The organism is Viridibacillus sp. d25.2, assembly GCF_055456015.2.
The window spans coordinates 1,268,623-1,292,026 of sequence record NZ_CM196652.1; the positions used below are offsets into that span (position 1 = coordinate 1,268,623).

Consider the following 23,404-nt stretch of genomic DNA (forward strand, 5'->3'; position numbering starts at 1 on the left):
AGTAATCAAAAATAGAGAAAAAATTTGACACTGAAAGGGGGATGTTAAAGTTGTTAAATGAATTTTGGCGATATCCTGCTGTCGAGGCTGCTGGTAACTTCAGTGTTGTTGTCCTTTGCTTAATCCTATCAATGGTGATATTTGAAATCGTAACAAAATACAAAAATTGGGTGGAAATAAAAAAAGGAAATGTAGCTGTTGCACTTGCAACAGGTGGGAAGATATTAGGGGTATGTAATATTTTCCGTTACTCCATTGAGAAGCATAACTCGCTCGTAGAAATGATGGGTTGGGGATTGTTTGGTTTTATCTTACTAATATTTGCATATGTTTTATTTGAATTTATGACGCCGACATTTAAGGTAGATGAAGAAATTGAAAAGGATAATCGATCAGTTGGTTTTATTTCGTTTACGATTTCAGTAGGTCTGTCATTTGTTATTGGTGCAAGTATTTCTTAGGGGAGAGTATATGGAAACTTTATCGAAGATACTAATTGGCGTATGTATTGCGTTCATTTTAGTAGGAATTGTCTATTTAATAATGAACTAATCTTGAAGTCCGTAATAGGGCTCCTCAGACTGTAGATAAACTCGAAAAAAACGAGTTTTCTACAGTCTTTTTATTTGTATACAGGATAGATAGATAGATAGATAGATCAGATTTTCCGAAGCTTACCGCTCGCTTTCCGCGGGCGAGAGCCGAGCCGCTTCGTCGCTATGCTCCTGCAGGGTCTCGACTGCCTCGCTATTCCCGCAGGAGTCGAGCGGACGCTTCTCCAAACCAATAAAATGCTACCTTCTACTTTCTTTTATATGTATACAAGATAGATCAGGTTTACCGAAGCTTACCGCTTGCTTTCCGCGGGCGAGCGCCGAGCCGCTTCGTCGCTATGCTCCTGCAGGGTCTCGACTGCCTTGCTATTCCCGCAGGAGTCGAGTGGACGCTTCTCCAAACCAATAAAATACTACCTTTTACTTTCTTTTATATGTATACAAGATAGATAAGGTTTACCAAAGCTTACCGCGGGCGAGCGCCGAGCCGCTTCGTCGCTACGCTTCTGCAGGTCTCGACTGTCTCGCTATTCCCGCAGGAGTCGAGCGGACGCTTCTCCAAACCAATAAAATGCTACCTTCTACTTTCTTTTATATGTATACAAGATAGATAAGGTTTTCCGAAGCTTACCGCGGGCGAGCGCCGAGCCGCTTCGTCGCTATGCTCCTGCAGGGTCTCGACTGTCTCGCTATTCCCGCAGGAGTCGAGCGGACGCTTCTCCAAACCAATAAAATACTACCTTTTACTTTCTTTTATATGTATACAAGATAGATAAGGTTTACCAAAGCTTACCGCGGGCGAGCGCCGAGCCGCTTCGTCGCTACGCTTCTGCAGGTCTCGACTGTCTCGCTATTCCCGCATAAAGCGTTACAGAAAAAAGAATATGATTCGAAATATGTTAAATAGTGTATATGTTATGATTCTATTTTAATAGCAAGAGAGATATAATATTAATAGTTTAGCAATATTCTATGGAAGTATATGTTTTCGTAGAATTAATTTTTCGAATATATAGGAGGGTTCAATATGAGTTTTAATAATAAAAAAACATTTTTATATTTAACAAATTGTACATTTGTATCAATAGGAATTCTTTTCGCTTCAAGTGTGAATCCGTTTGAAACACCGATATCACCAAAAAAAGTTGAGGCGGCTGCCGTAAAAACATATACAGTAACTGCAAAGGTTAATTTACGATCTAAGGCCTCGGCAAAAGGAAAAATTCTTTTATCAATACCAAAAGGAAAATCTGTTACATATGTTTCTAAAACTGGCGGTTGGTATAAGGTGAAATATGGCGCGAAAATCGGCTATGTCAGTACAAACTCTATTAAAGTAACAACTAAAATGACGGCGGTTTCCACTTTTGCTGCAACAAATTATCAAACAATTGAAAAGGTTAAATTAAGGTCTAGCGGTTCAACAAAAGGGAAAATTCTATTATCGATACCAAAAGGAAAGACGGTGAAAGCTACTGGGAAATCTGGAGGTTGGTATAAAGTAACATACGGAGGTAAAACTGGTTGGGTAAGTAGTTCATATGTTAAAGAGTATGACGCCTATAAAAAGACGGCAACCACTTATTACCTAACAGAGAAAACAGCTACACTTCGTATAACACCTAACACCAAGAAAGCACAAGTATACTCAATTTCAACAAATAATATCTTCAAGTCAACACAATTAGTTGTTAATAGTAAGGGAGAAACTTGGTATCGTGTATCCTATAAGGGTAAGTATTATTTTGTGCAATCTACTGTAGTTAGTAAAGTAATTCCTACAAAAGTAAAAAATACGGATTTTACAGCTGATTCAGCAACCTCTTTATATGCGGAAGCGGGAGTATCGCATACTAAAATTACAAGCATTCCTAAAAATACAAAAGTGACATCGATTGATCGAATAGGTAATTGGTTAAAGGTATCATACGAAGGTGAGGAGGGGTATATAGACAGTACTAAATTTAGTGTCTATACGCCAAGTGTGGATACGACAGCTAATGGTACAGACGACAGCACTCCAACATTACCAAGTGGTTCATCAATAAGTCAGATGAACATTTATAATATTGCTGATTTGAAACTACGTCAATCGAATTCTACATCATCAGATTTGTTAAAGATGATTCCTGCAAATACACAGTTGAAAACAACGTATAAGACGAATAATGGCTGGTACCAAGTGAGCTACGAAGGCATGACAGGCTTTGTATCAGGTTCATATTTAATAGATGAAACAACGAAGTTAAAAATCGCTAGTCTAGAATCCAATCAAAATAGCTATCTGTTCATGGATCTTCGTACCAATTCATCTGTGGCAGCAGATCAAATTAATAAATATATTGCTAGTAAGACTGTTGGAAAAACTAGTGTTTTAACAGGTCAAGGACAAGCTATTATTAAGGCAGCGGATAAGTATGGGATAAACGCTCTGTACTTTGCAGCACATGCAATTCATGAGAGCAAATTTGGAACTTCCGACATTTCGTTTGGAAGAAATAACTTATTTGGCTTTGGAGCATATGATATCACCCCATTCATAGGGGCTGTTAAATTCGATTCAGTTGGAGATAATTTGGAATTTGTGGCACAATCGATGAAAGCAACCTATTTAAATCCTTTAAATTGGAAATATAATGGTGGTGCCTATTTAGGATACTCTGTTAAAGACATTAATGGCGTTCGCATTGATACTTTAAGTAAAGGGATGAATTTCTATTATGCAAGTGATACTAATTGGGGAAACGCAATCGCTAATCATATGAACGCTATTCTTGCATATGATAAAGAAGGAGCAGTTTCAAAAACCCCTAATACAGACGTTCCTTCTGAACCAAGTTATCCTGATCTTAAAGATGTGTTCCCAACTGGAACGGTAGCAATTGCGAATAGTAATTTGAATTTATACAGCAAAAAGGGAAGTACAGATAGTGTTTCATCAACTATTGCAAAAGGTGAAACGTTCAACTTGCTAGAGAAGTCCAATGATTACTGGCTAACGGTATCATATAAAGGGAAAAAGTATTATACAAATGTTCAAAAGTTCAGCACTTACAATAAATTTTTTACTGTGAAGAACTTAGCTCGTGTTAATACTTCTTCAGCTAATGGAATAGCATTAAATGTTCGCTCTGAAGGAAATGCATCCAGTTCTAAAATTGGTGAATTATTGAATTATCAATTTGTTGAACTCGTAATAGATAAAGATAATAAGCCGATTATGAGTGGCACTTGGTATAAAGTAAAATTACCGAATGGAAAACTAGGCTATGTATCCAGTATCTATCTCGTTCGTGAATTAAATAAATAAGTAAATGTATTCCAAGTACAAAAACATGATTTCAAGAATAAATGAGGGCACTGAAAAAGTCCATAAATGAATTTTAGCCATGGCGGAAACGATAAATCGTTTCTGTCGTGGCTTTTTCTTCAATGCCGTTAATTTCCGTTCCGGCGGACGCTTTTCTGGGGACGAACTTTGAGATCTTTACAATTACAAATAAAAAGAAAGATGGTTTTCAATAAATTGAGGTAAAATTTGAAAGCGTTACCATTTTTATTTATACTTAATTGTAGAAGTATTCTTACAATTTAATGACGAAGGGGGAATGGAACATGACTGAAAAGATTTGGCTGTCAAATTATCCGGATAATATACCTAAGTCTATGGAGTATGAAGAAATTCCGTTGCAGGAGTATTTGACACGAGCGAGTAGTAAAACACCTTCCAAAATTGCAATTCATTTTATGGGGAGGGATATTACGTACAAAGAATTGTATGAAGACTCATTGAAATTTGCTAATTATTTAGTATCTCTTGGTATTGAGAAAGGTGATCGCGTAGCCATAATGCTACCAAACTGTCCTCAAGGCGTTATAGGTTACTTTGGGGTGCTATATGCCGGAGGTATTGTCGTTCAAACGAACCCGCTTTATACAGAAAGAGAAATTGAATACCAGATGAAGGATTCCGGTGCAAAAGTAATTTTATCCATGGATATTTTGTATCCACGTATTGCAAAAGTTATGAAGAATACACATTTAGAACATGTCATTATTACAGAGATTAAAGACTACTTACCTTTCCCGAAAAATTTAATTTATCCATTTATACAAAAGAAGCAATATGGCTTTAAAGTTACAGTTGAGCATAGTGGTAGCAATCATTTATTTACTGAAATATTGAGGGTAGCTACAACTGAACCAATCGCTTTAAACTTTGACATTGAAGAGGATATTGCACTGTTGCAATATACAGGTGGTACGACAGGCTATCCAAAAGGAGTTATGTTGACACATAAAAACTTAGTAGCGAACGTACAAATGTGTAGTGCATGGATGCCTGAGTGTATATCTGGTGAAGAAGTGATTATGGGTGTGTTGCCATTTTTCCATGTTTATGGGATGACTACAGTATTATTATTATCGGTTATGCGCGGAGACAAAATGGTACTATTACCTAAGTTTGATGTTGAAACGACGTTAAAAACGATTCAAAAACAAAAGACAACGCTTTTCCCTGGAGCGCCTACGCTCTATATTGGTCTATTAAATCACCCAGATATTGCGAAATACAACTTATCTTCCATTAAGGCGTGTTTAAGTGGTTCTGCACCGTTACCTATAGAAGTGCAAGAGAAATTCGAGAAAATTACTGGTGGTAAGCTTGTAGAAGGGTACGGCTTAACAGAAACGTCACCAGTATCACATTCGAATTTCATTTGGCATGGTGAACGGATGAGAGGTTCTGTCGGAGTTCCTTGGCCTGATACAGATTCTGCTATCTTCAAAATGGATTCAACTGAACGATTACCAGTTGGTGAGGTTGGTGAAATTGCTATTAAAGGTCCTCAAGTTATGAAAGGTTACTGGAATCGTCCTGAAGATACTGAGATGACCATGAGGGATGGTTGGTTTTTAACAGGAGATCTTGGTTATATGGATGAGAAAGGCTACTTTTATGTTGTTGATCGTAAAAAAGACATTATTATTGCTGGTGGTTTCAATATTTATCCAAGGGAAATTGAAGAAGTGTTATATGAGCATGAGGCTGTACAGGAATGTGTAGCACTCGGTGTTCCTGATCCATATCGGGGTGAAACAGTGAAAGCTTTTATCGTATTAAAAGAAGGCATGAAAGTAACAGAAGAAGAGTTCAATACGTATTGTCGAGAAAACTTAGCCGCATTTAAAGTTCCGCGTATTTATGAATTCCGTGATGAACTACCAAAAACAGCTGTCGGTAAAATACTGCGCCGTACTTTACAAGAAGAAGATAAAGAAAGAACACTGAAAATTATGTGAAAATAATGACAAGTCTGCTTGACAAGTGTAAAATGAAATTATAAGATGAAAATATGAATGAATAGTCATTCATATTTTCATTTTTTATATGGTGGTGATCGTATTGAAGAAAGACAAACCGAAGTATAGACAAATTATCGATGCGGCCGTTATTGTAATTGCGGAAAATGGTTATCACCATGCACAAGTTTCCAAAATTGCTAAACAGGCAGGCGTCGCCGATGGAACAATCTATTTATACTTTAAAAACAAAGAAGACATATTAATTTCGGTATTTAAGGAAAAAATGTCTGTGTTTGTAGAAAATTTACAGTGTATAATTAGAGATGGAAAGTCATCGTCTGAAAAGTTAAAGGCGATGATTGAGAATCATTTCCAGGTTCTAGCAGGGGATCATCATTTGGCTACAGTTACACAATTAGAGCTTCGTCAGTCTAATAAAGATGTTCGTCTCAAAATTAATGCGGTATTAAGAGAGTATTTAATATTACTTGATGAAATATTAGTAGAAGGTATGGAGACGAAAGAATTTAATTCAGAAATGGATCTGCGACTCGCGCGCCAGCTCATTTTTGGGACGATTGATGAAGTAACGACATCATGGGTCATGAATGATCATAAATATGACTTAACTGCGCTAGCACCGAAAGTACAACATTTAATATTAAATGGAATAAAAGCATAGGCATCTGTAAACAACAGCTGAATTGATAGTAGCCAATCCATTACTTCAATTCATCTAGTAAACTACTTACATAGCCAAAATGCAAAGGGGGAAATGGGAGTATGGAGTTTTTACGTTGGACAGTAGAAGATGGAGTTGCAATTGCAACGATTCAGCGCCCACCCGCAAATGCCTTATCGCGGGGTCTAATTTTAGAAGTAAACGAACTTTTAAGTGCTGTAGAGCATGATGAAACAGTTCGAGTTATCGTTTTACATGGGGAAGGAAGATTCTTCTCAGCAGGAGCAGATATTAAAGAATTTACAGATGTTGCTTCAGGTGCTGAATTTGTAAAATTATCTGCGAACGGGCAAGATGTTTTTGAACGTTTAGAGAAATTCCCTAAGCCAGTTATTGCTGGCATTCACGGCGCAGCTTTAGGTGGGGGACTTGAGCTAGCGATGAGTTGTCATTTCCGCTATGTGACTGAAAATGCGAAATTAGGATTACCTGAATTACAATTGGGGCTAATTCCTGGTTTTGGAGGTACACAGCGCCTACCTCGTTATGTAGGGGTAGCAAAAGCGGCAGAAATGTTGTTCACTAGTGAGCCTATTTCTGGCACGGAGGCTGTAAAGTGGGGCTTAGCCAACGCTGCCTTTTCTGATGAGGAATTGCTACCTCAAACGATTGCAACAGCCAAACGTATTGCGAAGAAAAGTTCAGTTGCTCTAAAAGCTGCAATTGATATGTTGCAATATGCTAAGCACACTTCATTCTATGAAGGCATTGAAGCTGAGGCAAAAGCTTTTGGAACCGTTTTCATGTCTGAAGATGCCAAAGAAGGTATTCAAGCATTCATCGAAAAACGTGAACCTACTTTCACAGGTAAATAAAAAATAGTATTAGGAGGTTTGTTGAATGAACATTTTTGTATTAGTAAAACGTACTTTTGACACAGAAGAAAAGATTGTTGTAACTGGTGGAGCAATTCAAGAAGATGGAGCAGAATTCATCATCAACCCATACGATGAATACGCAATCGAAGAAGCTATTCAAGTTCGTGATGCACAAGGCGGAGAAGTAACAGTTGTTACTATCGGCGGTGAAGATGCAGAAAAACAACTCCGTACGGCTTTAGCTATGGGTGCTGATAAAGCAGTCTTAATCAACACTGAAGATGATTTAGATGAGCTTGATCAATTCTCAGCAGCATATATTTTAGCTGAATACTTAAAAGATAAAGAGGCAGACCTTATATTAGGTGGTAACGTTGCTATTGATGGTGGTTCAGGTCAAGTAGGTCCACGTGTTGCGGAATTACTAGGTATGAACTATGTAACTACAATTACAAAACTTGAAATCGATGGCAAAACAGCTAAAATCATTCGTGATGTAGAAGGAGATTCAGAAGTTCTTGAAGCTGAATTACCACTTCTAGTTACAGCACAACAAGGTTTAAACGAGCCTCGTTATCCATCTTTACCTGGTATTATGAAAGCGAAGAAAAAGCCTCTTGAAGAGCTAGAATTAGATGATTTAGATATTGATGAAGATGATGTTCAAGCAAAAACAACAACAGTTGAAATTTACTTACCAGCTCAAAAAGTAGCTGGACGTGTATTAGAAGGCGATTTATCTGATCAGGTGAAAGAGCTTGTTAGTCTATTACATTCAGAAGCAAAAGTAGTATAAGCTGATTTTAAATTGTATGGGAGGGACATAACATGTCTAAAAAAGTATTAGTATTAGGTGAAGTACGCGAAGGAAGCTTAAGAAATGTATCATTCGAAGCTATTGCAGCTGCAAAAAAAGTGTCTGGTAGCGGAGAAGTTGTAGGCGTTCTAATCGGAGACGCTGTAGCGAATCTTGCCGAGGAACTTATTCAAAACGGTGCAGACCGTGTAGTGACTGTTGAACACCCACATTTAAAACAGTATACTTCTGATGGATTTAGCCAAGCATTTATGGCTGTTACTGAGCAAGAGCAACCAGAAGCAATCGTTTTCGGTCATACTGCTCTAGGTAAAGACCTTTCTCCTAAAGTAGCTAGTAAATTACAAAGCGGTTTAGTATCAGATGTTACAGATATTGAAGGAGAAGATGAAAAAGCAGTTTTCATCCGCCCAATCTATTCTGGTAAAGCATTTGAAAAAGTACAAGTGAAAGAGGGTCTTGTGTTTGTGACAATCCGTCCAAATAACATTGCACCTCTCACAAAAGACGAATCTCGCTCAGGTGACGTGACATCAATGTCAGTAGATATTACGAATCTACGTACTATTATTAAAGAGGTCGTTCGCAAATCAACAGATGGCGTTGATTTGTCAGAGGCAAAAGTTGTAGTAGCTGGTGGTCGTGGCGTGAAAAGTGAAGATGGTTTTGCTCCATTAAAAGAGCTTGCTAACGTACTTGGTGGCGCTGTTGGTGCTTCACGAGGTGCTTGTGACGCTGATTACTGCGATTATTCATTGCAAATCGGTCAAACTGGTAAAGTTGTTACACCTGATCTTTATATTGCAGCAGGTATTTCAGGTGCAATCCAACATTTAGCTGGTATGTCTAACTCAAAAGTAATCGTTGCGATTAACAAAGATCCAGAAGCTAATATTTTTAAAGTAGCTGACTACGGCATCGTTGGAGACCTCTTTGAAGTTATCCCAATGCTTACCGAAGAGTTCAAAAAATTATTAGTAAACGCGTAATTGACGCTTCTAAACCCTGTAAATGGATACACTATTTACAGGGTTTTTTTCATACAAGTATACAAATAGACATGTGAAATACGTATTTTACTATCGTTATTGCAAAATAATGCTGTTATAAGCATAACAGTCGCTCGTGCTTTTTATCCGTGCTATACTACCGTTATACGCAAGTTGAAGGAGGATATTTAATATGGCAATTGTACACGCAACAGATGCAAGCTTTTCAAATGATATCGCAGAAGGTTTAGTACTAGTTGATTTTTGGGCAACTTGGTGCGGACCTTGTAAAATGATCGCTCCAGTTTTAGAAGAACTAGATTCTGAACTAAACGGTGCAGCTAAAATTGTTAAAGTTGATGTAGACCAAAACCAAGAAACAGCAAGTAAATTTGGCATTATGTCAATTCCAACTCTATTGTTATTTAAAGACGGAGAGCCAGTTGATAAAACAGTTGGTTTCCAACCGAAAGAAGCATTAGTTGAATTCATTCAAAAACACGCTTAATCTTTGAAAAAATAAATATAAAACCGGGTTCCTACAATGGTACCCGGTTTTTTTTAGAAATAATGAAGTATAAAACTATTCTGTACATGATCTAGTTCCAGCGCCTAGCCCCTCGAGGTCATAACCCAAATTCGAAATGAGGTTAAAGAGCTACCTCCATGCCAATTCGTCTTATGCATATCGGGAATGAACAAGGCGCTTGCACTTTTCTAAGAAGGTGATAAGATGAACGAATTAATAAAGCAAAAATTAGCCATTCTACCTGACCAACCAGGTTGTTACTTGATGAAAGATCGACAAGGTACAATTATTTATGTCGGCAAAGCAAAGGTGCTAAAAAATCGCGTACGCTCTTATTTCACAGGCAGTCACGATGGTAAAACGCAACGACTTGTAAGTGAAATAGAAGATTTCGAATACATAGTGACATCTTCGGATATAGAGGCTTTTATTTTAGAATTAAACCTCATTAAAACTCATGATCCGAAATACAACATTATGCTGAAGGATGACAAGACGTACCCATATATTAAAATCACAAATGAGAAGCACCCGCGACTTCTTATCGTTCGCAAAGTGAAGAAGGACAATGGTAAATACTTTGGACCTTATCCAAATAGTTTTGCTGCAAATGAAACGAAAAAATTACTTGATCGCCTGTATCCTCTTCGGAAATGTACGAATTTACCAAACCGAGTTTGTTTATATTATCATTTAGGTCAATGTCTAGCTCCTTGTGTAAAAGAAGTTGAGAAAGACCAATATCAAGAAATCATTCAAGGTATAACGAGTTTCCTAAATGGTGGTTACGGAGAAGTTAAAGAAGATTTAAATGCAAAAATGCTCGATGCAGCTGAAAAATTAGATTTCGAAAGAGCGAAAGAATACCGAGATCAAATTGCCCATATAGAAACGGTCATGGAACGTCAGAAAATCACCCTTACTGATTTTACGAACCGTGACGTTTTTGGTTATGCGGTAGATAAAGGCTGGATGTGTATCCAAGTATTCTTTGTTCGACAAGGTAAGTTAATTGAAAGAGATGTTTCGTTATTCCCGATTTATAGAGATCCTGAGGAAGAATTCTTAACGTTTGTCGGGCGCTTTTATGAACAAGCAGAACATATTAAGCCAAAGGAAATCTTCATACCTTCGAATATTGAAGGAGAGCTTTTAGCGACTGTGCTTGATATAAAAGTGACAATCCCACAAAGGGGAAAGAAAAAAGAACTTGTTGATTTAGCCAGTAAAAATGCTCAAATCGCTATCTCTGAGAAATTCCAGTTACTTGAGCGTCAAGAAAAAAGGACAATAGGTGCATGCGAAGAATTAGGAAATGCGATGAATATCGCTACACCGCTTCGCATAGAATCATTTGATAACTCCCATATTTTCGGAGCTGACGCCGTTTCAGCAATGGTTGTTTTTATTGACGGAAAGCCAAGCAAAAAGGATTATCGTAAATATAAAATTCAAGTGGCTGCAAAGCATGACGATTACGGTGCAATGCGAGAAGTCATTCGCCGAAGATATACTCGTGTATTAAGAGATGGCTTGCCTTTACCTGATTTAATCGTTATCGATGGTGGGAAAGGGCAAATGGAAGTGGCAAGAGAAATATTAGAAGATGAGCTTGGTTTAGATATCCCTATTGCTGGTTTAGCAAAAGACGATAAACACCAAACTTCTCAACTGCTGTATGGCTCGCCGCCAGAAATTATTCCATTAAAGAGAACGAGTGAAGCATTTTATCTATTACAGCGAATTCAAGATGAAGTGCATCGTTTTGCTATTACCTTCCATCGCCAATTACATGAGAAGAATGCCATCACATCTGTCCTCGATGAAATTGAAGGAATTGGTCCGAAACGGAAGCAGCAACTTCTCAAACAATTTGGTTCGGTAAAAAAGATTAGTGAGGCATCCTATGAAGAGTTAATTGCTGCGAATGTACCAAAAAAACTAGCTTATACAATATTTACTTATTTTTCTGAAAAATAAATTGTAGTAATCAGAAAATTGTGTTAAGGTAACATTACTATTTAAATAATCACTATTTAGTGATGATAGAGGCGCGGATTTCAAGAGTAATCAGCAAGAGGATGAATAGATCCTAAGACTGTTGATGAAAGGGGAGGCCGCCGAAGTGATAAATTGACTATTTCCAATTTATTTCTGGTTCTACATTTAACAAGTGTAGAATTGTCAGATCCGTTTCGGTTCTGGAGGGCTATCTCACATGAATGTTCTTTTAAACGTGCATTCTACGGAGGCGGCTTTTCACATGGAAACGTGTGAAAGGCTGCTTTTTTCATAAGATGTCATTGTGAATACGGTCGTCATAACAAGTAAAGGAGAGGTTATGGGTGAGTTGTTTAGTCTTTAAATTTGGTGGTACATCAGTTGCAACGATTGAACGCGTAATGCATGTAGCAAGACGCATTCAGAAAGAGAAAGAAAAGGGCAATAATATTGTCGTTGTTGTTTCGGCAATGGGTAAAACGACAGATACACTTGTAGATATGGCGCATGAAATTATGCCAAATCCATCGAAGCGAGAAATGGATACGCTCTTAACAACAGGTGAGCAGGTGACTATCTCATTATTATCGATTGCTTTGCAAAGCATAGGTTTAAAAGCTCAGTCCTTCACTGGTTGGCAAGCTGGAATATTAACAGAAGGCGTTCCAAGTGATTCGCGCATTGTGGAAATCCAAACGGCAAATATACAGAAAGCATTGGATAGAGACTGTGTAGCTGTAGTTGCAGGTTTCCAAGGAATCGATAGTAATAATAATATTACAACTCTAGGTCGTGGTGGTTCAGATACGACAGCAGTTGCTTTAGCTGCAGTATTAGGTGCTGAACGCTGTGATATTTATACAGATGTTGATGGTGTGTATACTTCAGATCCTCGTTATGTTCCTAAAGCTCGCAAGCTGCAAGGACTGTCATATGATGAAATGCTGGAATTGGCGAATTTAGGAGCAGGTGTTTTGCATCCACGTGCTGTAGAGTTTGCGAAAAACTATAATATTCCATTAGCAGTTCGCTCTAGTTATGTAGATGATGAAGGAACAATTATGAAGGAGGAAGTAGAAGTGGAAAAAGGTTTAGTAGTACGCGGGGTTGCATTTATGTCAGATATTATTCGTGTAACCGTAGGGTATGAAGGGAATTATAATGGTTCTTTAGTAAATATTTTTACAGTTTTAGCAGACAATCATATTAACGTAGATATAATCGTCCAAACTCTTATTGAAGGTGTAGAGCCTTCGGTATCTTTTACTATTAAAAAAGAAAATTTAGCAGACACCGCTCGTGTATTGGAAGCAAATAAATCTGTAATTGGTTTTCGTCATGTGAATTATGAAGAAGACGTAGCTAAAGTGTCAATTGTTGGATCGGGTATAGTATCTAATCCTGGCGTAGCTGCAAAAATGTTCGATCGCTTACATAGAGAAAATATTACACTAAAAATGGTAAGTACTTCTGAAATTAAAATTTCTGTTATCATACCTCAGGATTCAATGTTTTTGGCTGCAAATGCATTACATGATGAATTTGAGTTAGCAGCTAGTCTCGCAATTCAAGTTTAAAAATATAAATTAAAAAAACTGACTAGGCATCTTGATAGATGTTTAGTCAGCTGCTTTTTATAGTTGATCTTTTAAATCCCATTTGACCTGGAATCGGACAACCCCTCGTTTTACTTTCTTTTCGTCGTAACATTCTGTTAAGAAACCACTGATTTTTTCTTGTTGTGCTGCTAGGAAGCCACTTTCAAGACGGAAACAGCGTTTTTCAAATTGTAATGCTTCAGGGTCCCCAGTTAAAGTATAAAACGTTTCATCTTTAGATTGTTTCTCTATAGAAAGATCGCCCCATCCAGCTTCGTGGAAAAATGAAATAGCTTCTTCCATACTGTATAAAGGAAACTTGCGTGCTAACTCTTTTCCGCACCAATATAAGATATCCTCTTCGTTTTTTCCAAGAACAGATGAGAGTACGTGATCTCTTATTAGTTCGTAACCAAATAATGGGAAGTGTTGAGTATTAGTAGATGACATGATTTGCCTTCTTTCATTTAATTTTGTCTAATTTTTGTCAGAGTTAGAAAATAACGTTTTCTAGTAGAATATTTATGTATTTACGAGAAGAAATCGTATATTAAAGGTAGTTAGAAATAGTGTTGGTTACCTTGACGCTCTGCCATGATGAGAGTACAATGAACTTGTCATAATATTGTACCATGATGAAATATGCAGTCAATGGATACCATGTTGAAAAGCATCGGTAGTTGTTCGTCTGTCTATTTTCAGTATTAAGGGGGGTAACAGTTTTGTCGAAAGATCGAGAGTTTTTATTGCGTCGTCTGCATTCACTTCTTGGAATTATTCCAGTTGGACTGTTCTTGACGCAACACTTGTTTATTAACTTTACAGCAACAAAAGGTGCAGAATCATTTAACTCTGCGAGTGAATTTATGGGTAATCTCCCATTCTTATGGGCTCTAGAATGGATTGTAATTTACATTCCATTAATGTTCCATGCTTTTTATGGTGTGTACATAGCCTTCACTGCACAACCAAATACTAAACGTTTTAGCACTTTCCGTAACTGGATGTTCGTATTACAACGTTTCACTGGAGTATTCCTAGTTGTCTTTATCGCTTGGCATATTTTCCAAACTCGTATCCAAAAAGCACTTGGAACAGAAGTTGACTACAACATGATGGCAGATGTTCTATCTAACCCATGGATGTTAGCATTCTATGTTGCAGGTATTATTTCAGCAACTTTCCACTTAGCAAATGGTGTTTGGGCATTCTTAGTAAGCTGGGGAATTACTCAATCTCCAAAATCTCAAAAAATTGCAACTTACATTACTGTTTTAATTTTCTTAGTGTTATCAGTAGTCGGCGTAAGTGCATTACTTGCATTCGTTTAAAAGAATGCACTTAACATCATGTAAGCGCTTGATTACTATTTGAAAGAGGAGTGAGAAAAAACATGGCTAAAAGTAAATTGATAGTCGTTGGCGGCGGTCTTGCTGGTTTAATGGCTACTATGAAAGCAGCCGAGATGGGCACAGAAGTTGAATTATTCTCATTGGTACCAGTAAAACGCTCACACTCTGTATGTGCACAGGGCGGAATTAACGGTGCCGTTAATACAAAAGGTGAAGGGGATTCTCCATGGATCCACTTTGATGATACAGTTTATGGTGGAGACTTCTTAGCGAACCAACCACCAGTAAAAGCTATGGCTGATGCAGCACCTGGTATCATTCATTTATTCGACCGTATGGGTGTTATGTTCAACCGTACACCAGAAGGTTTACTAGACTTCCGTCGTTTCGGTGGTACATTAATGCACCGTACAGCATTTGCTGGTGCGACAACAGGTCAACAACTTCTATACGCTCTAGACGAACAAGTTCGTAAATGGGAAGTAGAAGGTTTAGTAACAAAGTATGAAGGATGGGAATTCTTAGGACTAGTTCTTGATGAATCTGGCGTATGTAAAGGTATTAAAGCACAAAACCTTACTACACACGAAATCAAAGCATTCCGTTCTGACGCAGTGATCATGGCAAGTGGTGGTCCTGGTATTATCTTCGGTAAATCTACTAACTCAATGATCAACACTGGTTCTGCAGCATCTATTGTTTATCAACAAGGTGCTAAATATGCGAATGGTGAGTTCATCCAAATTCACCCAACAGCAATTCCTGGTGACGATAAACTTCGTCTAATGTCAGAATCTGCTCGTGGTGAAGGTGGCCGTATTTGGACTTATAAAGACGGCAAGCCTTGGTATTTCTTAGAAGAAAAATACCCTGCTTATGGTAACTTAGTACCTCGTGATATTGCAACGCGTGAAATCTTCGATGTTTGTATTAACCAAAAACTAGGTGTTAACGGTGAAAATGTTGTTTATCTAGATCTTTCACATAAAGATCCGCATGAACTAGACATTAAACTAGGTGGTATTATTGAAATCTACCAAAAATTCGTTGGTGATGATCCACATAAAGTACCGATGAAAATCTTCCCAGCTGTTCACTATTCTATGGGTGGTCTATGGGTAGATTACGATCAACATACAACTATTCCAGGTGTATTTGCTGCTGGAGAATGTGATTACTCTCAACATGGTGGTAACCGTCTAGGAGCTAACTCATTACTTTCTGCTATCTACGGTGGTAGTATTGCAGGTCCAAATGCTGTAAATTACATCAAAGGACTTGAAAAACATGTTGAAGATCTTCCTTCTTCAATCTACGATTCCGCAATTGCTGAAGAACAGCAAAAATGGGATGATACATTGAAATTAGATGGTAACGAAAATGCTTATTTACTTCACAAAGAACTTGGTGAATGGATGACAGCAAACGCTACTGTTGTACGTTACAATGATAAATTAAGAGCAACAGATGATAAAATTATGGAATTACAAGAACGTTATAACAACATCAATATTAACGATACAGCTAAATGGAGTAACCAAGGTGTACAATTCACTCGTCAGTTGAAAAACATGATGGCTCTTGCTCGCGTTATTACTTTAGGTGCATTAAATCGTGATGAAAGTCGTGGAGCGCACTATAAACCAGACTTCCCAGAACGTGATGATGAAAACTTCTTGAAAACAACTATTGCGGAATTCACTCCTTCAACTGAGCCTAAATTAAGCTATGAAGAAGTAGATGTTTCGTTAATCCCACCACGTAAACGTGACTATTCTTCTAAGAAAGGGGATAAATAAACATGGGACAAGCAGTTGAAACGAAATATATTGATGTAGAAATTCAACGTCAAGCTGCTACAGATGCACAGCCATATACGGAAAAATTCAAAGTACCTTACCGTCATGGAATGAATGTAATTTCTATATTAATGGAAATTCAACGTAACCCAGTAACTGCAGATGGTAAAAACACTGCTCCAGTTTCATGGGATATGAGCTGTCTTGAAGAAGTTTGTGGTGCATGTTCAATGGTTATTAATGGTCGTCCTCGTCAATCATGTTCAGCATTAGTTGACCAATTAGAACAACCTATTAAATTACAACCAATGAGCACTTTCCCTGTCGTTCGTGACTTACAAGTAGACCGTAGCCGCATGTTTGATTCACTTAAAAAAGTGAAAGCTTGGGTTCCAATCGATGGATCTTATGATCTTGGTGAAGGTCCACGTATGCCTGAGCGTAAACGTGAATGGGCTTATGAATTATCTAAATGTATGACTTGTGGTGTTTGTCTTGAAGCATGTCCAAACGTGAATACTCACTCTGATTTCATGGGACCTGCTCCACTTTCACAAGTACGTCTATTCAATGCTCATCCAACAGGTGCAATGAACAAAGACGAACGTCTAGCATCAATCATGGGCGAAGGCGGTCTTGCAAACTGTGGTAACTCTCAAAACTGTGTAGTTGCATGTCCAAAAGGTATTCCTTTGACTACTTCTATCGCATCTTTGAACCGTGCTACTACAGTACAAATGTTCAAAAACTTCTTTGGTTCTGACCATATGGTTGACTAATCTATTATTGAAAAGTAACAGATTAGAAACTTATAAAACAGCTTCACACATAAGTGTGGAGCTGTTTTTGCGTCTTATAAAAAATAGTTATCCGTTTTTGTCTCTGGGGTTTTCTGTTATAATAAAATGAATCATTGTTCATTTTTCGAAGGGGGAAAGCGGATGCAATCGTCATACATTAGTAATATGGAAGAATGGAAAAAGGGGTTTTCATATTCAGTACCTGTGCAAGTAAGATTTTCAGAAACTGATATGTTTGGACATATGAATAATACAGTACCAATTACATATTTTGAATATGCACGAATCGAATTTTTAAAGCATCTTGGTTTTATGGGTAAATGGATGCATGAAGATAGTGAAGCTATACCGGTTGTGGCAGATATTCAATGCGATTATGTGAAGCAAGTGTACTTTGAAGAACAATTAAATATTTATGTGAAAATAGAGAGTATCGGCAACTCATCATTAGATATACACTATTTAGCGATGAATAATAAGGAAGAGATGTGCTTTACTGGGCGCGGAACAATTGTACAAATGAACCGCGTCACAGGGAAGTCTATACGTTGGACTGAAACACAATTAGAAAGAGTTGAAGCATAATATTTGAATAGCCGTCACCGCTTTGCTCCTTCCAACATACGCTACATGGAAGAGGGGATTGGAGGGCCGCGTGTGATGAGTCATTCACATCATCGTTCATTGTTAACTAAGCGTGAACGTGAAATTTTTCAATTACTTGTAAAGGACTTTTCGACAAAGGAAATAGCGACACAACTTCACATAAGTGAAAAAACTGTTCGCAACCATATTTCCAATACTATCCAGAAACTCGGTGTGTCAGGCCGTGCACAAGCAATGATAGAGCTTCTTCGACTAGGAGAATTGTCTTTAGGATGAATGTGCCCTTGCCATTTTTGCCAAAACACTTCACAATATAGGGATAAGTAATCCTTTTGAGGAGTGAAGGTTCACATGACAAATCAAGATTCACAGTCCACACATAATGCTGAACAAGTAGCGTTTTTGGAAAAAGAACTTCGACATATTTCGGCATTAATTAAGCAGAAGGGTCGAGAAATTTTAAGTAACTATACAATTACACCTCCGCAATTTGTTGCGTTACAATGGCTTCATGAGATTGGTGACATGACAATTGGAGATTTATCAAATAAAATGTATTTAGCGTTTAGCACAACTACAGACTTAGTCGATCGCATGGAAAAAAATGCACTAGTTAAACGTATTCGTGATAATGAAGATCGTCGAGTTGTTCGAATTCATTTATTAGAAGAGGGCGAACGTATAATTGCAGAAGTAATTGTAAAACGTCAAAAATACTTGAATGATATCGTAACAGATTTTAGCGAAACAGAAGTACTAGAATTATCAAGATTATTACACAAACTATATAATGAAATGAACCAGGATTGAGGCGGTTAACGTGAATGCTCCCATCGGAGTGATTGATTCGGGTGTTGGTGGACTAACCGTTGTAAAAGAAATGCTACGATTACTACCGAACGAATCCATATATTATATTGGTGATACAGCAAGATGCCCGTATGGACCACGTTCACAAGAACAAGTGAGAACCTTTACATGGCAAATGGCGGATACATTGTCCAAAATGAATATCAAAATGCTTGTCATTGCTTGCAACACCGCAACAGCAGTTGCTTTAGAAAGTTTGCAAAAGAAATGTCCTTTCCCAGTTATCGGTGTTATTAACGCAGGTGCTAGAGCAGCGATTAAAGCGACGAAAAGCCACGACATTGTAGTCCTTGGTACAGAGGGCACAGTGAAAAGTGGTGCATATGAAGAGGCGCTCTATTCACTTTCTTCATCTAGTAAGGTAACATCACTTGCTTGCCCGTCATTTGTTCCTTTAGTGGAAAGTGGCGAGTACGAAGGGGAATTTGCTGACCAGTTAGTAAAAGAAAGTTTACAATCATTACAAAAAACAAGTTTTGATACGGTTATTTTAGGCTGTACACATTATCCACTTATTCAGCGAAATATTGAACAAATAGTAGGTGAACACGTTCATGTTGTTTCTTCAGCAGAAGAAACTGCAAAGGACGTCCAAGATCTACTGAGTTATCATCATATCGCAAGAATGGAACAATTAGCACCAGAGCACCGTTTCTTTACGACGGGCTCGGTGCCGATGTTCCAATTAATTGCGAGCAAATGGTTACCACTTCAGAAGATACAAGTGAAAAGAATTACTTTAAAAAAGTAATAGCGTTAATAAAAGGATAGAAAAAGCCCGAAATGATGGACATTTCGGGGTTTTCCTATGAATTAAAACAACTTAATTGGAGGTACATCATGACAAGAAATGATGGACGTAATAAAGACGAACTAAGACCTATTCAAATGGACAAGGATTATTTAATGCACCCAGAAGGATCTGTATTAATAACAGTAGGAAATACAAAAGTTATTTGTAATGCTACTATTGAAGAAAAAGTACCACCATTTATGCGCGGAGAAGGCAAAGGTTGGGTAACAGCTGAGTATTCAATGCTACCAAGAGCAACTGCATCAAGAACACGCCGCGAAGCATCTGCTGGTAAAATCGGTGGTCGTACAATGGAAATCCAACGTTTAATTGGACGAGCTTTACGTGCAGTAGTGGATTTAGAGAAACTTGGGGAAAGAACAATTTGGATTGACTGTGATGTCATCCAAGCAGACGGAGGTACTCGTACAGCTTCTATTACAGGTGCGTTTGTAGCAATGGCAGACGCAGTGGCAAAACTACAAGACGCTGGTAAAATCACCAACTACCCATTAAAAGACTTCCTAGCGGCAACAAGTGTAGGAATCGCTGCTGAAGAGGGCGCTATTTTAGATTTAAACTATCTTGAAGACTCTGCAGCAGAAGTGGATATGAATATCGTTCAAACAGGCAAAGGTCAATTTGTTGAGCTACAAGGTACAGGTGAAGAATCTACATTTTCACGTGAACAGTTAAATGAGCTTTTGGCATTAGGAGAATTAGGTGTTCAACAATTAATCAATGCACAAAAAGAAGTTTTAGGTGAAATAGCACTTCGAATAGAACGTAATTTGGAGGCGGGAAAATGAAACAAGTCGTAATCGCAACGAAAAACAAAGGAAAAGCGATGGATTTTGAAGCAATTTTTGGCCCTTTAGGTTTTGAAGTAGTTACATTATTTGATGTAGCACCTGACTTAGATATCGAAGAAACTGGAACAACTTTCGAAGAGAATGCCATTCTAAAAGCAGAAACAGTTGCTAACATGCTTGGCAAAATCGTCATTGCTGATGATAGTGGCCTTCAAATTGATGCATTAAACGGTGAGCCAGGCGTTTACTCAGCACGTTATGCAGGTGATCATGATGATGAGGCAAATATGCAAAAAGCATTGAAAAACCTTGAAGGCATAAAAGAAGAAGACCGTACAGCACGCTTCTGTTGTGCACTAGCCATAGCTGGACCAAATCAAGAAACAACAACTGTTTTTGGTACTTGCGAAGGTCTAATCTTAACAGAAAAACGCGGTACAAATGGTTTCGGATACGACCCGATTTTCTTTGTTCCACAACTTAACAAAGCTATGGCAGAGCTAACGCCTGCTGAAAAAGGAGCCATTTCCCACCGTGGTAATGCCATTCGCTTATTAGCGGATCAACTACCAACTTGGGTCTCAGAAGTGGAGTGATAAATGATGAGAATTCTAGTAATGAGTGACACCCACAGTGATGCTGCCGTTATAAAACAAGTCATTTCTAATGTTCAGGATATCGATGCAGTGTTCCATTGCGGCGATAGTGAATTATCCTTTGAAGCTGATGAATTACGTGATATGTACAAAGTAAGAGGAAATTGCGATTACGATAAACAATTTCCAGACGACGTCATTGAAGAAATAAATGGTCAAAAAATCTATATGACACACGGCCATTTATACAACGTCAAACTGACTTTATTACCACTTTCATACCGCGCAGCAGAAGTAGGCGCTAACCTCGTGTTATTTGGCCACTCACACTTGCTAGGAGCGGAGTTAATAGGTGATACACTGTTTGTTAACCCAGGAAGCCTTCAATTGCCTAGAGGGCGTAAAGAAAAGAGCTACGCAATCATCGATTTTGACGGTGAAAAGTGGCAAGTCACATTCAAAACAGAAACAAATGAAATCATTACACAAGAGAATTTTTCTATATTAAAAAAATAATGTTGACACTTTTAAATATCTGATATATACTAAGTATTGTCTTTCCCGTTGGAACGCGGGATTGCACATTTGTCTCAGTAGCTCAGCAGGATAGAGCAACGGCCTTCTAAGCCGTCGGTCGGGGGTTCGAATCCCTCCTGGGACGTCTAAAAACTTTTGAGAAAACTCAATAGTACCAATGGTTTGTCGGGCGTAGGTATTACTAAAGGTATTCGAACCTAACGTAAAACTCACCGATAAATCGTTGCAATCAACTTCCAATATAATTATTGGAGGTTTTTTGTTTTGACAAAGAAAAAAGGTATATTTGATGTTTCTATCGCAGTTGATGATTTAAAACCGAAAGAAGTAGCACCAGAACCAAAAGGAATGACTACGGAAAATGCTCTTGAAATTGTTGCTCGTCAAATGGAGTTGAATGGTTATCGTGAACGTACATTAAAAGATTACAAATTAATTTTTAATCAATTCGTTGAAACAGCAGGAATTAAATACATTGAAGAAATCAATGTGAATACAATTTACAAATGGTTAGAAAGCATGAACGTAACAGATTCTACAAAATTAACTCGATTAAAATGTCTAAAGGCAGTATTGGGTAAATGCCATAATAATGGTTGGTTGCCGATTAAGTTTTGGTTAAACATTCAAATCAAAGTTGATAAAAAGGTGAAGAAGGGTGCAGCTTCAAACGATTTAGACGTCTTGCTTTCACTCTTGGATATTACAACATTTATTGGTTTACGAGATTCAGTGGCGATACAGACAATGACGTGAACTGAATGTACTCAAATATGTCCTAAACCCTAAGCTATACAATTCAACTCACTTGAGTAAAGAATTAAAAATCAGTCGCCAAGCTGCACATCTGAGAATAACAAAGCTAAAGGCGAAATTACAACGACTATTAATCGAAAACAATTTTACATATGGATTTATCCGCCTAAACAAAAAACGTCAATACGGTTAAGTAAATGACGTTTGGTGCCTATTGAAATATCTTTATGTTGTAGCAATGAAAAATTTAATGAGTGCCATCATATAAGTCAAATTTTAAATTGTGTTCTATATATTGCTTTTCTTCCTCGGCAGTTAATAAGCGAGTTGCTCTCCCTGCGTTTCTTGAATCTTCGCCACCTTGCATTTCCCAAATTACGTTATGATCTTCTACAGCATGAGAGAAATCACCCTTTGACCATCTTTCCAATATTGGAATGTAAAGTTCGTTAAATTTATAATCGTTCATTTTGCATACAGCCAGCAATCGATCAATTTTTTCTTGTGTTATTTGCTCGTGACCCCATTTTACTTTAGTTTCAACCTTTTGATGGGACATGCTGTGAATGGCTTCGTTCACTTTGTGTTCTATTAAGTTGTCAGGATAAAGCAGTTCTTCTTTTGTAATAGGTTTACTTTCAAGAATTTCTCCATCATTTTCAACAATTGCTTTTTCTTTTTCAGGAACAGGTTTTTCTATTTGTTCGGTGAATTTGAAGTAACTAAATGCTCCACCGAAAATGATTAAAATTAAAATGATACTGATAACCGATTTTGTTTTTCTTTTCATGTTATTACCCCTCAGTAATTTTTTATCATTAAGTAATTATGTATTGGTTAATATTGTGTAATTATGATAATAATAACAGAAGATTGAGACAAGGTTCAATGGATATTTAATGGAGTCAACTTTGACTCCATTAAAGGTATAACCTCAGGTTATAGCCTTTCCGCCAAGGGTGTCGTGTTTCACGACACCTTTCGTGAAGCATTCCTTAAAAGGGAGCCTTAAATCAGGAGTCCTTTCGTGAAGTATTATTCCAAAGGGGGCCCGAAACGAGCCTCCCTTCACCACATCAAGCGTTCCAAAAATTGGGGTTGCTCCCAACTGTGAATTTTCTTCACAGT

At 37.7% G+C, this 23,404-nt stretch carries 23 protein-coding genes, 1 tRNA gene and 1 riboswitch; of the genes, 22 read left to right on the plus strand and 2 right to left on the minus strand.

What is annotated here, in order from left to right; genetic code table 11:
* Nucleotides 1-41: 41 nt before the first annotated feature.
* From ACZLO7_RS06250 to ACZLO7_RS06295, 10 genes are all read left to right on the plus strand, one after another.
* Complete coding sequence (locus ACZLO7_RS06250) at nucleotides 42-461, plus strand: DUF350 domain-containing protein (protein WP_511261391.1); 420 nt, start codon at nucleotides 42-44, stop codon at nucleotides 459-461.
* A gap of 1,120 nt (nucleotides 462-1,581) precedes the next feature.
* Nucleotides 1,582-3,864, plus strand: a complete 2,283-nt coding sequence (locus tag ACZLO7_RS06255; RefSeq protein WP_464938096.1) for an SH3 domain-containing protein — start codon at nucleotides 1,582-1,584, stop codon at nucleotides 3,862-3,864.
* Between the two features lie 305 nt (nucleotides 3,865-4,169).
* A complete protein-coding gene (locus tag ACZLO7_RS06260; protein ID WP_464938095.1) occupies nucleotides 4,170-5,858 on the plus strand; it encodes a long-chain-fatty-acid--CoA ligase in 1,689 nt (562 codons plus the stop codon).
* Between the two features lie 103 nt (nucleotides 5,859-5,961).
* Entirely contained in the window at nucleotides 5,962-6,543 is a 582-nt protein-coding gene (gene fadR / locus ACZLO7_RS06265; RefSeq protein WP_464938094.1) for a fatty acid metabolism transcriptional regulator FadR, read from the plus strand.
* Nucleotides 6,544-6,644: 101 nt separating this feature from the next.
* Nucleotides 6,645-7,418 (plus strand): enoyl-CoA hydratase, encoded by a 774-nt coding sequence (locus ACZLO7_RS06270; RefSeq protein WP_464938093.1) that lies wholly within the window; start codon nucleotides 6,645-6,647, stop codon nucleotides 7,416-7,418.
* Between the two features lie 25 nt (nucleotides 7,419-7,443).
* Complete coding sequence (locus tag ACZLO7_RS06275; RefSeq protein ID WP_464938092.1) at nucleotides 7,444-8,217, plus strand: electron transfer flavoprotein subunit beta/FixA family protein; 774 nt, start codon at nucleotides 7,444-7,446, stop codon at nucleotides 8,215-8,217.
* A 32-nt stretch (nucleotides 8,218-8,249) separates the two neighbouring features.
* A complete protein-coding gene (locus tag ACZLO7_RS06280; RefSeq protein ID WP_464938091.1) occupies nucleotides 8,250-9,227 on the plus strand; it encodes an electron transfer flavoprotein subunit alpha/FixB family protein in 978 nt (325 codons plus the stop codon).
* 193 nt (nucleotides 9,228-9,420) lie between these two features.
* Nucleotides 9,421-9,735: a thioredoxin gene (gene trxA, locus ACZLO7_RS06285; RefSeq protein ID WP_464938090.1), complete on the plus strand. Its 315-nt coding sequence runs from the start codon at nucleotides 9,421-9,423 to the stop codon at nucleotides 9,733-9,735.
* A gap of 225 nt (nucleotides 9,736-9,960) precedes the next feature.
* On the plus strand, nucleotides 9,961-11,736 hold the full coding sequence (uvrC, locus tag ACZLO7_RS06290; RefSeq protein ID WP_464938089.1) for an excinuclease ABC subunit UvrC: 1,776 nt from the start codon (nucleotides 9,961-9,963) through the stop codon (nucleotides 11,734-11,736).
* 58 nt (nucleotides 11,737-11,794) lie between these two features.
* Nucleotides 11,795-11,976, plus strand: a riboswitch (Lysine riboswitch).
* 125 nt (nucleotides 11,977-12,101) lie between these two features.
* Nucleotides 12,102-13,334: an aspartate kinase gene (locus ACZLO7_RS06295; RefSeq protein ID WP_464938088.1), complete on the plus strand. Its 1,233-nt coding sequence runs from the start codon at nucleotides 12,102-12,104 to the stop codon at nucleotides 13,332-13,334.
* A gap of 57 nt (nucleotides 13,335-13,391) precedes the next feature.
* On the opposite strand, the gene ACZLO7_RS06300 is transcribed toward ACZLO7_RS06295, so the two are convergent.
* Nucleotides 13,392-13,805: a YslB family protein gene (locus ACZLO7_RS06300; protein ID WP_464938087.1), complete on the minus strand. Its 414-nt coding sequence runs from the start codon at nucleotides 13,803-13,805 to the stop codon at nucleotides 13,392-13,394.
* 272 nt (nucleotides 13,806-14,077) lie between these two features.
* On the opposite strand from ACZLO7_RS06300, the gene ACZLO7_RS06305 reads away from it, so the two are divergent.
* The 12 genes from ACZLO7_RS06305 to ACZLO7_RS06360 all read left to right on the plus strand — a co-directional run bounded on the left by ACZLO7_RS06305 (nucleotide 14,078) and on the right by ACZLO7_RS06360 (nucleotide 22,276).
* Nucleotides 14,078-14,686: a succinate dehydrogenase cytochrome b558 subunit gene (locus ACZLO7_RS06305; RefSeq protein ID WP_427752818.1), complete on the plus strand. Its 609-nt coding sequence runs from the start codon at nucleotides 14,078-14,080 to the stop codon at nucleotides 14,684-14,686.
* Between the two features lie 62 nt (nucleotides 14,687-14,748).
* Nucleotides 14,749-16,506 carry a succinate dehydrogenase flavoprotein subunit gene (gene sdhA, locus ACZLO7_RS06310; protein ID WP_464938086.1) on the plus strand — a complete coding sequence of 586 codons (1,758 nt, stop codon included), beginning with the start codon at nucleotides 14,749-14,751 and terminating at the stop codon, nucleotides 16,504-16,506.
* Between the two features lie 2 nt (nucleotides 16,507-16,508).
* A complete protein-coding gene (gene sdhB / locus ACZLO7_RS06315; protein ID WP_464938085.1) occupies nucleotides 16,509-17,285 on the plus strand; it encodes a succinate dehydrogenase iron-sulfur subunit in 777 nt (258 codons plus the stop codon).
* 162 nt (nucleotides 17,286-17,447) lie between these two features.
* Nucleotides 17,448-17,891 carry an acyl-CoA thioesterase gene (locus ACZLO7_RS06320; protein WP_464938084.1) on the plus strand — a complete coding sequence of 148 codons (444 nt, stop codon included), beginning with the start codon at nucleotides 17,448-17,450 and terminating at the stop codon, nucleotides 17,889-17,891.
* Between the two features lie 75 nt (nucleotides 17,892-17,966).
* Nucleotides 17,967-18,188 carry a helix-turn-helix domain-containing protein gene (locus ACZLO7_RS06325; protein ID WP_038187611.1) on the plus strand — a complete coding sequence of 74 codons (222 nt, stop codon included), beginning with the start codon at nucleotides 17,967-17,969 and terminating at the stop codon, nucleotides 18,186-18,188.
* 75 nt (nucleotides 18,189-18,263) lie between these two features.
* Nucleotides 18,264-18,722 carry a MarR family winged helix-turn-helix transcriptional regulator gene (locus tag ACZLO7_RS06330; RefSeq protein WP_464938083.1) on the plus strand — a complete coding sequence of 153 codons (459 nt, stop codon included), beginning with the start codon at nucleotides 18,264-18,266 and terminating at the stop codon, nucleotides 18,720-18,722.
* A 10-nt stretch (nucleotides 18,723-18,732) separates the two neighbouring features.
* Nucleotides 18,733-19,533 carry a glutamate racemase gene (gene racE, locus ACZLO7_RS06335; protein WP_464938082.1) on the plus strand — a complete coding sequence of 267 codons (801 nt, stop codon included), beginning with the start codon at nucleotides 18,733-18,735 and terminating at the stop codon, nucleotides 19,531-19,533.
* Between the two features lie 89 nt (nucleotides 19,534-19,622).
* Entirely contained in the window at nucleotides 19,623-20,384 is a 762-nt protein-coding gene (gene rph / locus ACZLO7_RS06340; protein ID WP_464938081.1) for a ribonuclease PH, read from the plus strand.
* A complete protein-coding gene (locus tag ACZLO7_RS06345; RefSeq protein ID WP_464938080.1) occupies nucleotides 20,381-20,983 on the plus strand; it encodes an XTP/dITP diphosphatase in 603 nt (200 codons plus the stop codon). The genes rph and ACZLO7_RS06345 overlap by 4 nt, the downstream gene beginning before the upstream one ends.
* Nucleotides 20,984-20,986: 3 nt before the next feature.
* The gene (locus tag ACZLO7_RS06350) at nucleotides 20,987-21,499 is read left to right on the plus strand and encodes a metallophosphoesterase (protein WP_464938079.1); all 513 of its coding nucleotides are present in this window, start codon (nucleotides 20,987-20,989) and stop codon (nucleotides 21,497-21,499) included.
* A 71-nt stretch (nucleotides 21,500-21,570) separates the two neighbouring features.
* Nucleotides 21,571-21,644 (plus strand) — tRNA-Arg (locus tag ACZLO7_RS06355).
* Between the two features lie 140 nt (nucleotides 21,645-21,784).
* Complete coding sequence (locus ACZLO7_RS06360; RefSeq protein ID WP_464938078.1) at nucleotides 21,785-22,276, plus strand: hypothetical protein; 492 nt, start codon at nucleotides 21,785-21,787, stop codon at nucleotides 22,274-22,276.
* 247 nt (nucleotides 22,277-22,523) lie between these two features.
* On the opposite strand, the gene ACZLO7_RS06365 is transcribed toward ACZLO7_RS06360, so the two are convergent.
* Nucleotides 22,524-23,066: a DUF6241 domain-containing protein gene (locus tag ACZLO7_RS06365; protein WP_464938077.1), complete on the minus strand. Its 543-nt coding sequence runs from the start codon at nucleotides 23,064-23,066 to the stop codon at nucleotides 22,524-22,526.
* Between the last annotated feature and the right edge of the window lie 338 nt (nucleotides 23,067-23,404).